General features: G+C 63.6%; 11 protein-coding genes. 4 read left to right on the forward strand and 7 right to left on the reverse strand.

What is annotated here, in order from left to right:
* Window positions 1-42: 42 nt before the first annotated feature.
* Genes ABUA09_RS14030 through ABUA09_RS14045 form a run of 4 tightly spaced genes read right to left on the reverse strand, consistent with a single transcriptional unit; the run spans window position 43 to window position 2,564 of the window.
* On the reverse strand, window positions 43-606 hold the full coding sequence (locus ABUA09_RS14030; RefSeq protein WP_033116383.1) for a 5-formyltetrahydrofolate cyclo-ligase: 564 nt from the start codon (window positions 604-606) through the stop codon (window positions 43-45).
* Window positions 584-1,129 (reverse strand): DJ-1 family glyoxalase III, encoded by a 546-nt coding sequence (locus ABUA09_RS14035; protein ID WP_033116384.1) that lies wholly within the window; start codon window positions 1,127-1,129, stop codon window positions 584-586. The genes ABUA09_RS14030 and ABUA09_RS14035 overlap by 23 nt, the downstream gene beginning before the upstream one ends.
* 35 nt (window positions 1,130-1,164) lie before the next feature.
* Complete coding sequence (locus tag ABUA09_RS14040) at window positions 1,165-1,833, reverse strand: dTMP kinase (protein ID WP_279204408.1); 669 nt, start codon at window positions 1,831-1,833, stop codon at window positions 1,165-1,167.
* A 2-nt stretch (window positions 1,834-1,835) separates the two neighbouring features.
* Window positions 1,836-2,564, reverse strand: coding sequence for a WecB/TagA/CpsF family glycosyltransferase (locus tag ABUA09_RS14045; RefSeq protein WP_195973894.1), 729 nt, complete (start codon window positions 2,562-2,564; stop codon window positions 1,836-1,838).
* A 210-nt stretch (window positions 2,565-2,774) separates the two neighbouring features.
* Between ABUA09_RS14045 and ABUA09_RS14050 the strand changes: the two genes are divergently transcribed.
* The 3 genes from ABUA09_RS14050 to ABUA09_RS14060 all read left to right on the forward strand — a co-directional run bounded on the left by ABUA09_RS14050 (window position 2,775) and on the right by ABUA09_RS14060 (window position 5,667).
* Window positions 2,775-3,803, forward strand: a complete 1,029-nt coding sequence (locus ABUA09_RS14050) for an ABC transporter substrate binding protein (RefSeq protein ID WP_075703456.1) — start codon at window positions 2,775-2,777, stop codon at window positions 3,801-3,803.
* A gap of 129 nt (window positions 3,804-3,932) precedes the next feature.
* Window positions 3,933-4,880, forward strand: a complete 948-nt coding sequence (locus ABUA09_RS14055) for an ABC transporter permease (RefSeq protein ID WP_033116388.1) — start codon at window positions 3,933-3,935, stop codon at window positions 4,878-4,880.
* Complete coding sequence (locus ABUA09_RS14060; RefSeq protein ID WP_075703455.1) at window positions 4,873-5,667, forward strand: ABC transporter ATP-binding protein; 795 nt, start codon at window positions 4,873-4,875, stop codon at window positions 5,665-5,667. Before ABUA09_RS14055 ends, ABUA09_RS14060 begins: the two co-directional genes overlap by 8 nt.
* 79 nt (window positions 5,668-5,746) lie before the next feature.
* Here the strand turns inward: ABUA09_RS14060 and ABUA09_RS14065 are convergent, their stop codons facing one another.
* From ABUA09_RS14065 to pap, 3 genes are all read right to left on the reverse strand, one after another.
* A complete protein-coding gene (locus ABUA09_RS14065) occupies window positions 5,747-6,772 on the reverse strand; it encodes a copper amine oxidase N-terminal domain-containing protein (protein WP_075703454.1) in 1,026 nt (341 codons plus the stop codon).
* An 80-nt stretch (window positions 6,773-6,852) separates the two neighbouring features.
* Window positions 6,853-8,739, reverse strand: a complete 1,887-nt coding sequence (locus ABUA09_RS14070) for a S41 family peptidase (protein WP_075703453.1) — start codon at window positions 8,737-8,739, stop codon at window positions 6,853-6,855.
* Window positions 8,740-8,899: 160 nt separating this feature from the next.
* Complete coding sequence (gene pap, locus ABUA09_RS14075) at window positions 8,900-10,375, reverse strand: polyphosphate:AMP phosphotransferase (protein ID WP_195607890.1); 1,476 nt, start codon at window positions 10,373-10,375, stop codon at window positions 8,900-8,902.
* Window positions 10,376-10,604: 229 nt separating this feature from the next.
* Between pap and ABUA09_RS14080 the strand changes: the two genes are divergently transcribed.
* Window positions 10,605-11,264 (forward strand): YitT family protein, encoded by a 660-nt coding sequence (locus tag ABUA09_RS14080; protein ID WP_278905056.1) that lies wholly within the window; start codon window positions 10,605-10,607, stop codon window positions 11,262-11,264.
* The last annotated feature ends 40 nt before the right edge of the window (window positions 11,265-11,304 follow it).

Raw genomic sequence — 11,304 nt, forward strand, 5'->3', positions numbered from 1 at the left:
GGGGCCCCGCCCGCCGCCTGTCCGCGGACCGGACAGGCCCCCCTACAGGCACAGGCTCTCGGTGAGGACCCGCTCCACCGGCAGATCGTGGCGCTCCCTCGGGACGCGCTCCAGCAGGAGCGCGTCCCTGCACAGGCCTACAGTGGCGCCGCCATAGCCGGAGAGATATCTGTCATAGTACCCGCCGCCCTGTCCCAGCCGGAACCGGCTCCGGTCATAGCACACAGCGGGGACCAGGACCATGTCTATTTTTCCCCGCTCCACCGCAGGGCAGTCCCCCCCGGGCTCCGGGATCCCAAAGACGCCCGGGACAAGCTCCTCCATACCCCTTACGGCCCGGGCCTCCATCCGCCGATGGGGAAGGCACTTGGGAAAGAGGACCTGTTTTCCCGCCGCCCACAGGGCCTCCGCAATGGGCCTGGTGTCCGGTTCGGTCCCCACACCGCAGAAGAGCAGCACGGTCTCCGCCCCCTTCAGCTCCGGCAGGGCCAGCAGCCGGTCGGCCAGGACCCGGTCGCCGGCCCTTCGCGCCTCCGGCGTCAGAGCGGCCGCCGCCGCCCGCATCCGGCTCCGGAGGATGTCCTTAGCCCCGGTACAGGACTGCATCCCGGACCTGCTCCGCGGCCTCGCGGCCTCTGAGGACCTCCACCAGCTTGAGGCCGAAGGGGAAGGCCGCTCCCGCTGCCTGTGCGGTGACGATGCGTCCATCCACCACCACCTGCTCGTCCCGCCGGACGGCGGCGGACCCCATCTCGTCCAGCACGCAGGGGTGGCAGGTCGCTTTGCGGCGGTCCAAAATGCCCATGTGGGCCAGTATGGAGGGGGCGGCGCAGATGGCGCCCAGCCAGCAGCCCCGATCGCTGGCCTTCTGGATCAGCGCGGTGGCAAAGAGGTCCATCTGGATGGAGGCCACGCCCCCCAGGCCGCCGGGGAGCACCAGCATCTCCATGGCCTCGGCGTCCACCTGCTCCAGCGTCACATCGGCGGTGACGGCAATGCCGTGGCTCCCTGTCACCACAGGGCCCTCCAGCCCCACCAGGGATACCTCCACCCCCGCCCGGCGCAGCAGATCGGCCGGGAGGATCGCCTCGGCCTCCTCAAACCCTTCGCCCAACAGAATATATACCATATCCAGATTCCCTCCAGTTATATTTCTTGCCGCAATTACAATTTAGATTCTACCAATCGCCAGATCTCGCGGTGAATCTCCTCCGGCCGGCGGAGCTTTCCCGCCCCGTCCACACAGGCGATCTTTTCCCAGCCGCACAGCTCGGCGGCCTTGTGGGCCACCCGGCGGCACCGGGCCAGATAGGCGGTGTCCACCTCATGGATATCCCCGGTGGTGTGGGTCTCTCTCTCCCGGCGGCGGAGGTTCTCCACCGCCTGCTCCGTGGGCATGTCCAGATACAGCACCAGCGAGGGCTCGGGGAGCCCCAGCTTACCGTATTCAAAATCGAAGAGCCAGCGCAAAAAGTCCTCCCACTCCGATTCCGGCAGCTTGCCGGTCTGATGGACGGCGTTGGAGGTGGTATAGCGGTCCGAGAGGATCTGCTTTCCCGCCGCGTAGTCCCGGCCCCAGACCTTTTTCCAGGCCGCATAGCGGTCCACCGCGTAAAAGGTAGAGGCGGCATAGGGGTTCACATCAGAGGGGCTGGAGCCGAACTCCCCCCCCAGATACATCCGCACCAGAGCGGAAGAGGGCTCCTGATACTGGGGAAAAACGATGCGATGAAAGGGCGGGCCCTCCGCCTCCATGCGCCTGCACAGCAGGGAGAACTGGGTGGACTTTCCCGACCCGTCGGTGCCCTCCAGCACAATGAGCTTTCCTTCCATCCTCATCCACCTTTCCGCTTGCACCGCTCGCCCAGGGCCGAGGCCAGAAACAGGGGCAGCCGGGCCATGCGGCCGATGCGGCTGGGCTCCTTCATCAGGCGGTAGAGCCACTCCAGGCCCATCTTCTGCCAGCTCTCAGGGGCCCGCTCCACCACGCCGGCGAATACATCCAGACTCCCGCCCAGGCCGGCCATGAGCCGGGCCCCGGTCGCCGGACCGTGTTCCCGCATCCAGTACTCCTGTTTTGGCGCCCCCAGACAGACAAAGACCGCGTCGGCGCCGGAGCGGCGGATCTCCTCCACCACCGGGCCGTCCTCCTGAAAGTATCCGTCGTGCGTGCCGCAGATGGAGAGTCCCGGATATCTCGCCTCCAGGTTCCGGGCGGCCGCCTCCGCCACGCCGGGCTTGGCGCCCAGCAGATACAGCCGCTTTCCGCCAGCCGCCATGGATGCCATGAGTCCGGAGGCAAAATCGATGCCCGGGCAGCGCCCCTTCAGGGGGCGGCCCAGGATCCTGGCGGCATATATCACGCCGATACCGTCCGGAAGCACCAGATCGGCTCCGTTGAGGGCCTCCCGGAAGGCCCCCTCCCGGCTGGCCCGGTCCACCAGTTCCGGATTGGGGGTGACCACATAGTGGAACCTGTCCTCCTCCAGAAAGGCCGTCCCCCTGGCCACCGCTTCCTCCAGGGTGAGGTCGTCAAAACCAACGCCCAGAATGTCTGTCCGCAAGGCAAATGCCTCCATTATCATTTAAGAATCATTGTCCCTCATGATACCACACAGCGAGGGAAAAGTCTACTCGCAACCGGCCCCTCCTCCCCATTTTATAAAAAATTAAGCATTGACATTTCAAGATAATGGGTTATAATACAGACAATACTTTAGCACCAAAAAGCACTAAAGCAGGTACAAGGTATACATAAAGGAAGGATGAATCACATGAAAAACCTGTCTAAGCTGACGGCTCTTCTCTCCGCCGCCGCCATGACCCTGTCTCTGGCCGCCTGCTCCAGCGGTAATGCCGCCTCCACGCCCGCACCGGCGGACACCTCCACGCCCACCGATACCGCCGCCCCCTCCGAGGGAGCGACCTACACCGTGGGCATCTGCCAGCTGGTCACCCACGACGCGCTGGACGCCGCCACCCAGGGCTTCATGGATGCCCTCAACGAGGCCCTGCCCGGCCAGGTCGAATTTGACGTCCAGAACGCCGCAGGCGACTCCAATACCTGTTCCACCATCGTCAACAGCTTCGTGGCCGACGGCGTGGACCTGATCCTGGCCAACGCCACTCCCGCCCTCCAGGCCGCCACCGCCGCCACCGCCGACATTCCCATTCTTGGCACCTCCGTCACCGAGTACGGCGTGGCCCTGAATATCCAGGGCTTTGACGGCACCGTGGGCGGCAACGTCTCCGGCACCTCCGACCTGGCCCCGCTGGACCAGCAGGCCGCCATGATCTACGAGCTCTTCCCCGATGCCGAAACGGTGGGCCTCATCTACTGCTCCGCCGAGGCCAACAGCCAGTATCAGGTGGACACCGTGAAGGCCGAGCTGGAGAAGCTGGGCTACACCTGTGAGCTCTACCCCTTCGCCGACTCCAATGATGCCGCCGCCGTCACCCAGACCGCCTGCGACGCCTCCGACGTGATCTACGTACCCACCGACAATACCGTAGCCTCCAACACCGGCATCGTGGACAACATCTGTCAGCCCGCCGGGGTCCCGGTGGTGGCCGGTGAAGAGGGGATTGCCAAGGGCTGCGGCGTGGCCACTCTCTCCATCAGCTACTATGACTTGGGCGTGACCACCGGCAAAATGGCTGCCCAGATCCTCACCGGCGAGGCCGACATCTCCTCCATGCCCATCGCCTACGCCGAGAACTTCACCCCCAAGTACAACCCTGTCATCTGCGAGGCGCTGGGTCTCACCCTGCCCGAGAATTACGTCGCCATCGACATGGAATAAGCGGGATTCTTTCTCAACTGAAAAAACAGCCGGAAAGGGTCTTTCTTTTCCGGCTGTTTTTTGCTATACTGTCGACGTATATTGACATTTGGAGGCGGGGCGGACGCTTTGCCTCCGGAATTGGGGGAAATGGAATTGACGAGCTTTCTCAACGCACTCCCCGGCGCCATATCCCAGGGGCTGGTCTGGGGCATCATGGCCATCGGCGTGTATATCACCTACAAGCTGCTGGATATCGCCGATCTGACGGTGGACGGCTCCTTTTGTACAGGAGGCGCCGTGGGCGTCATGATGATGGTGGCCGGCCACAACGTATGGCTCTCCCTGCTGTGTGCCATTCTGGCGGGCATGCTGGCCGGACTTGCGACCGGTGTGCTCCACACGGCCTGCGGAATCCCCGCCATCCTGGCCGGCATCCTGACGCAGCTGGGGCTGTGGTCGGTCAACCTTGCCATCATGGGCATGAAGGCCAACCAGTCCCTGAACGTCAACAACTATGAGCTTCTGGTCTCCCTGCGCTATCTGCAGGATGTATCCAAAGGGACCCGTCCCTTCTGGCAGCACCCCATTTTTGTAGTGGGCACCTTTACCGTGGTCATTGTGGCCGTTCTGTACTGGTTCTTCGGCACCGAGCTGGGCTCTTCGCTCCGAGCCACCGGCGCCAATCCTAACATGGCCCGCGCACAGGGTATCAACACGGATTTCAATAAGGTGCTGGGTCTCGTCCTCTCCAACGGACTGGTGGCGCTGTCCGGCGCCCTGCTGGCCCAGTACCAGAGCTTCGCCGACATCAACATGGGCCGCGGCGCCATTGTCATCGGCCTGGCCGCCGTGATCATCGGTGAGGTGGTATTCGGCAAGCTCTTCCGCAACTTCGGCCTGAAGCTGCTGGCCGTGGCCATCGGCTCCATCATCTACTATGTGGTGATCCAGGCCGTGGTAAGCCTGAGCGGCATCAACTCCAACTACCTGAAGCTGCTCTCCGCCCTCATTGTGGCGGTGTTCCTTACCGTTCCGTACTGGAAAGGGAAATACTTCTCCAAGCCCGTGAAGAAGGGGGGAGTCACCCATGCTTGAGATCCAAAACATCTATAAAACCTTTAACGCCGGGACAGTCAATGAAAAAACAGCCCTCAACGGCGTGTCCCTCACCCTGGACGACGGCGATTTTGTCACGGTAATCGGCGGAAACGGCGCGGGAAAGTCCACCCTCCTCAACGCGGTGGCGGGGGTGTGGCAGGTGGACGAGGGGAGCGTCACCATCGACGGAACGAACGTAACCAGACTCCCGGAGCACAAGCGGGCCAAATTCATCGGACGGGTGTTCCAGGACCCCATGATGGGCACTGCCGCCACCATGCAGATCGAGGAGAATCTCGCCCTGGCCATGCGCCGCGGCAAGGCCCGCACCCTCCGCGCCGGCATCACCAAGGCGGAGCGGGAGCGCTACCGGGAGCTGCTCAAGATCCTGGACCTGGGCCTGGAGAACCGCCTCACCTCCAAGGTGGGCCTTCTCTCCGGAGGCCAGCGCCAGGCCCTCACATTGCTGATGGCCACCCTCCAAAGGCCCAAGCTCCTCCTGCTGGATGAGCACACCGCCGCCCTGGACCCCAAGACGGCGGCCAAGGTGCTGGACACCACCGAGAAAATCGTCCAGCGAGACAAGCTCACCACGTTGATGATCACCCACAATATGCGGGACGCTATTGCCCATGGTAACCGCCTCATCATGATGTATGAGGGCCGTATCGCCATCGATGTGGCAGGTGAGGCGAAGAAAAAGCTCACCGTGGAGGGCCTGCTGGAGATGTTCAGCAAGGTCAGCGGCTCAACAGAGGCCGATGATAAACTACTGCTCTCCTGAAAAACGCATCGCAAATCAAGATGGAATGGAAAAGGCCGCGTCACATCGTGACGCGGCCTTTGGATGTCTGTCGAATGGTTCAGAACCAGTTGCTCTCCAGTTTCAGCACATGGAGACTGATGAGGTCGTCCAAGGCCATAAAGGTGACGCCGTCCACCGCTTGGGTGGGGGCCACCAGACCTACCGTTACGTCGCCCTTGGCGGCCTGTTCCTCTCCGATGGTGAAATGGTAGAGCTCGCCCTCCCCCTCGGAGACCGTGACACGGTTGGTATAGGGCTCCCAGGAGACCTGGTATCCCAGCGCCTCGGCCACCTTGCGGACGGGGACCAGAAGGCGGTCGTTTTCTACCCTGGCCGCGCTGGCGCCGGAGAGCTCCAGTGCTTCGCCGTTCACCGACACGGAGAGTCCCTCCGCAGTGACCCAGCCCGCATAGGCGGAGGGGAATACCATCACCTTGCCGGGCGCAGCCTGCGCGGGCAGGCTCATGGTCACGACGTCATACCAGGAGAGGATGCGCACACCGGGATAGAGGTCGGCGGCGCTCACGGTACCGCAGGTATTGCCCGGTCCGGCCAGATACTGGGTCTCGCCGGTCAGATGGAGCACCACATCCCCGCTTACATACACGTCCACACCGGCCTCGGTCTCTGCCACGCTCTGGACCTCGGCATATGTGGGCACGCCGAAATCCGCGGGAATATTGCACAGGATGATCGATGCGGAGGCGATGGGTGGCAGGCTCTTGGTCATGGCCGGCCCCACCCAGGCATAGAGGATCTCATTCTTCCGGATGTCCGCAAAGGACTTCTCCTCTCCGGTAACGGCATCCAGGATCTTTGTGTCCTCCTCCACATTCACCACGATCTTGGCATAGGCAGCCCCTTCGTTGTCATTTTGCAGCGTGAGGCTGTTGTCTCCCAGCTCAGCGGCCTGGCCCCAGACTTGGATGGGGAAGCTCTCGCTCCGCTGCATCAGCGTGTAGGCGGGCTGTTCCGCCGCGCCTTCTTTCGCACTCATCTCCGCCCCGGCGGCCGCACAGGGCAGGAGCAGCGTCGCGGCAAGCGCCGCAGTGAGGGCCGTTTTCAGCAGTTTGGGCTTTTTCAAGGTCTGATTCCTCCTTATGCGTCTTTCGTCTTTTGGACGCGCGGGCGCAGAGAATGTTCCCGCGCTTTACAAATTTTCCGTTACGCGCCCGCCGCCGGGGTGAGGATGCCGGAATAGGACATCAGGCGGTAGACCATGGCGGCGGCCTCCTCCCGGGTGGTGGGAGCGTTGGGATCAATGTCCGCAAGGTCGTCGGCGAGCAGGCCGAGGCTGTCCGCCGCAACGGCGGCCTCCCGGGCCCAGGAGGCGAACTTCTGGACGTCCGGAGCGGCCAGCTCTTCGTCGGTGACGCTGTCCAGCCGCCAGCCCACCTTCAGGTCCGCCCGCCGGCCCATGCGGGCCAGGATGGTGATGAACTGCTGGTGGTCGATGCGCGCATCCGGGTCGAACTCCCCGTTCTCATTGCCCTGGACCAGTCCCAAGTGATAGGTGATGTCCACCGCCGTGGCGTACCAGCTCTCTTCCGATACGTCGGTGAAGGGTGCCCGGCCCTGGTTGGTCCAGCACCAGTAGCCCATGGCCTGTGTGATCAGACTGACCAGCTCCGCCCGGGTAAGGGGCTCCTCGGGCAGAAAGCTGCCGTTCTCATCTCCCTGCACCGCTCCCAGCGCGGCCAGAGCGTTGATCTCCTCGGCATAGGGGGAGTCCTCCACATCCTCCATCCAGCGGGAGACATACTCGGTCTCCCAGTCTGCGGAGACCGTCTCCGGGTCCACGGACTCGCCGTCGAGCGTCATGGGCGTGCCGGGGGCCAAGGCGGAGAGGAGCTCGGCAAAAGCGGGGGCATAGTCGGCGCTGAGGGCAGCCTCTTTGTGGACATACCACTCCTGCCCCGCCAGCTCCAGGACCAGCACATCGGGCGATTCCGCCGCGGCTTCGCCGCAGAGGAGGCGCGCCACCTCGTCGGCCAGGTCGGCGTCCACCACCAAGTCGGGCAGTACACCGGAGCGGTCGGGGGTCACATAATTGGGCGAGTAGTATCGGTGCGTCGTTACGCGCATCACCGAACCGTCATCCAGTCCCAGCACGCTCTGGGCAATTCCCTTTCCGAAGGTCCGGGTGCCGATGATGAGCGCATAATCGTAATCCCGCATAGAGGCGGCAAAGAGCTCGGAGGCGCTGGCGGAGTTGGCGTCTACCAGGACCACCAAGGGCTCTTCGATGAGCCCCGGCGTCTCCACAGGAAAGGGGTTGGGCGTCCAAGAGCTCATGCTCCCCTCCCGGTCCACCAGATAGGCCACAGTGCGGTTGCCCAGCACATGGCCCACCGCCTCCACCACCGAGGTGGCCTCGCCGCCCGGATTGCCCCGGAGATCCACCACCCAGCGGTCCGCCTGCTCGTCCTCCTCGGTGATATAGGTCTGGAAATAGGAGCCGCTGTTCTCGCCGAAGCTGGTGCACTCCAGCCAGCCGATGTGGCCGTCCACCACTTCGCCGGTGACCGTGGGGAACACCACTTCGGCGCGTGTCATATCGAGCTCCGTCCGGGCGCCGTCCCGCTCCACGGTGATGGTCACCCTGGTGCCGGCCTCCCCCCGGATCAGCGTGGCCAGCGCCTCGGTGCTGCCGGCCTCCTCCACCGTGACGCCGTCGGCGGCCACAATAAGATCCCCGATCTTCAGCCCGGCCTGAGAGGCGGGGGAATCCGGGGCCACGCTGGTGACCTTCAGACCGTCCGCGGTGGACTCCACCATCACACCGATCCCCACCACATCGCTGTCCCCTAGGTTCTTCTGGAAGTCCTCGAATTGCTGGGCGGTCATATAGTAGGTGTAGGGATCGCCCAAGGCGTTGGTGATCTCGTCGATGGTGGGCAGGGCCAAGATCTCCTCGGGGATCTCGTCGATGTAGTACTCCCGCAGGATCTCCCTGGCCTGCTCCACAGAGATGGCGCCAGCGGCGGGGCTCAGCGTCAGGGTCAATGCCAGCAGCAGAGCCGCCGCGCGCATGGGTCTTTGAAATTTCATTTGACAAGTTCTCCTTTATTGTCCCGTCCCGGGATGACAGTTGCTGCTATTGTACCATCCTCCGCCCGCTCTGTCCACCTTTTGCAGATGCCAAAATATGCGCCTGCGCCCTTGTTTTCAATTTGTTCATACGTCTGTTTTCACCCGGACGGACCGGGAGCTAACCGTCCAGGCGCCGCTCCAGGGCCTTGCGCACGGTCCTGAGCACCTTCAGCCGGGCATATTTTTTGTCGTTCCCCTCCACGAGGATCCAGGGGGCGTACTCGGTGGAGGTCTTTTGCAGCATCTCGTCCACCGCCAGCTCGTACTGCGGCCATTTCTTTCGGTTGCGCCAGTCCTCTTCCGTGATCTTGTACTGTTTCTCCGGCGTGCTCTGCCGGTCCTCAAACCGGCGGAGCTGGGTATCCTGGTCGATCTGGAGCCAAAATTTCAGCACTACGGCCCCCCACCGGCTCAGCTCCCGCTCAAACTCGTTGATCTCGTCATAGGCCATGCTCCACCGCGCCTCAGGGGTGAGGCCCTCCACCCTCTCCACCATGACCCGGCCATACCAGGTACGGTCGAAGAGGACCACATGGCCGTCCTTGGGAAGCTGCCGCCAGAAACGCCACAGATAGGGTCTGGAGAGCTCTTCCGGGGTGGGCGCGGCGATGGGCACCACATCAAAGCCCCTGGGGTCCAGCGCCCAGGAGAGCCGGCGGATCGCACCCCCCTTGCCGGATGCATCCCATCCCTCAAAGCCCAGGACCACGGGCACCTTCTCCCGATAGAGACGGCTGTGGAGCTTTTGAAGCTTCTTGCGCTCCCGCTTCAGTTCTGCCCGGTATGCCTCCTCCGTGGTGCTCGGCGAGAGATCCACATCCTTCAGCCGGGGCATGGCGCGCAGCGGCCAGGGCGCCTGCTCCGGAGGGAGAGGCCGCGGCGCGCCATCCTCCAGGGCGGCACGGAGCGCGTCCCGCACTCTGCGCAGCACTTCCAGCGTTCCCCGGGTCTTGTCCTCGTTCTGCACTACATGCCAGGGGGCATGCACGGGGTTGGTGGCCTGGAGCAGCAGCTCCGTGACCTCCGCCCTGGCGGCATACTCCCGGTTCCTCCTCCAGTCCCGGTCCGTGACCCGCCAAGCTGTGGCCCCATGGTCCGCCAGTTTTTCCAGCCGCCGCTTCTGCTCCCTCCGGCTGATGTTCAGGAAGAACTTGAGGATCAGATAGCCGTCGTCCCCCAATTGCCGCTCAAAGGTATTGATGGACTCCACCAGACCGGAGGCGGCCGCCCGGTCCTCCTCCAGCCGGGTCAGCGCCCGGCTGTACCAGCTCCGGTCCAGCACCGCCATCTCTCCCCTGGGTGGGAGATCCCTCCAGAAGGACCACAGCAGGGGGCGCCTCCCCTCCTCGTCGGTGGGATCGGCATAGGACCACACCTGGTAGCCCCGAGGGTCCAGCTCCGAGATCACTTTGGAGATGATGCTCCCCTTCCCCGACGCACTCCAGCCCTCAAAGATCAGCAGCACCGGCAGTCCTGCCTGTTTTATGGGCTGCTGGAGGGCCGCCAGTTCCTTTTGGATGGCCTTGATCTCCCGTTTGCAGGCCCCTTCTTCCTCCTGCGTGATGGCTTTCTCCTGGCTTTTCCACTCTAACATGGACCTCGCATCCTTTCTGAAATCGCAGGAACCGGGCGCAGATGGGAGGACCGCGCACGCCGTTTGTCCCTATCCGCCTCTATCCCGTCCTATTCGGTTTGAGTCTCCGCCATCGGGTTTGCCGGGACGGAGTCCTTTCTGATATCATAGGGAACAAGCGCCGTATCCCCGCGGCAGACGGCGTCGGTCTCCGCCATATCCCCGATCAAATCGAGTTAGGAGTTTTATTATGTCCTCCCACAGCGGAACGTGGAACAAAACTGTATTTACCTACGGAATCATCTTACTGGGCTCGGGCATCCTGTCCTTCGGGCTCTACAACATCCATGAGCGCACCAACGTCACCGAGGGAGGTGTGCTGGGCATGACGCTGCTCCTTCAGCACTGGTTTGGATTCTCCCCCTCCGTCACCAGCCCTCTGATGGACATCGCCTGTTATCTGCTGGCCTGGCGCTTTCTGGGGAACGCCTTTGCCCGGTACGCGCTGGCGGCCAGTCTGGCCTTCGCCGGCTTTCATGCCCTGTGGGAGCAGTTTCCGCCCCTCCTGCCCGACCTCTCCGCCTACCCCGCCATCGCCGCCGTGGCCGGCGCCCTCTTCGTGGGATTGGGCGTGGGGCTGGTGGTACGCATCGGCGGAGCCTGCGGCGGCGACGATGCCCTGGCCCTGTGCATCTCCCATGTAGCCCGTTGGCCCATCGCCCGGTGCTATCTCCTCACCGACCTTACCGTACTGGCGCTATCCCTCTCCTATATTTCCGCCTCCCGTATTCTCTATTCCCTCATCACCGTCACCCTCTCCTCCGCCCTGATCGGCTGGGTGCAGGGCACAGGGAGGGCCCCCTCGAAGGACGGCGCGGACGGGGGTGCGCCGGAGACCGAAACCGCATAATCCAAGGGGCGCGCCGGTCGGCGCGCCCCGTGCGTTTTCA

The sequence above is a fragment of the Intestinimonas sp. RTP31139st1_F5_RTP31139_211217 genome (genome assembly GCF_040226735.1).
Classification (GTDB): Bacteria; Bacillota; Clostridia; order Oscillospirales; family Oscillospiraceae; genus Intestinimonas; species Intestinimonas butyriciproducens.

Excerpts from the sequence above, each read along its gene's own strand:
- ABUA09_RS14030 (WP_033116383.1), bottom strand. The coding sequence starts at position 606 with ATGCAGTCCTGTACCGGGGCTAAGGACATCCTCCGGAGCCGGATGCGG.
- ABUA09_RS14035 (WP_033116384.1), bottom strand. The coding sequence starts at position 1,129 with ATGGTATATATTCTGTTGGGCGAAGGGTTTGAGGAGGCCGAGGCGATC.
- ABUA09_RS14040 (WP_279204408.1), bottom strand. The coding sequence starts at position 1,833 with ATGGAAGGAAAGCTCATTGTGCTGGAGGGCACCGACGGGTCGGGAAAG.
- ABUA09_RS14050 (WP_075703456.1), top strand. The coding sequence starts at position 2,775 with ATGAAAAACCTGTCTAAGCTGACGGCTCTTCTCTCCGCCGCCGCCATG.
- ABUA09_RS14055 (WP_033116388.1), top strand. The coding sequence starts at position 3,933 with ATGGAATTGACGAGCTTTCTCAACGCACTCCCCGGCGCCATATCCCAG.
- ABUA09_RS14060 (WP_075703455.1), top strand. The coding sequence starts at position 4,873 with ATGCTTGAGATCCAAAACATCTATAAAACCTTTAACGCCGGGACAGTC.
- ABUA09_RS14070 (WP_075703453.1), bottom strand. The coding sequence starts at position 8,739 with ATGAAATTTCAAAGACCCATGCGCGCGGCGGCTCTGCTGCTGGCATTG.
- pap (WP_195607890.1), bottom strand. The coding sequence starts at position 10,375 with ATGTTAGAGTGGAAAAGCCAGGAGAAAGCCATCACGCAGGAGGAAGAA.
- ABUA09_RS14080 (WP_278905056.1), top strand. The coding sequence starts at position 10,605 with ATGTCCTCCCACAGCGGAACGTGGAACAAAACTGTATTTACCTACGGA.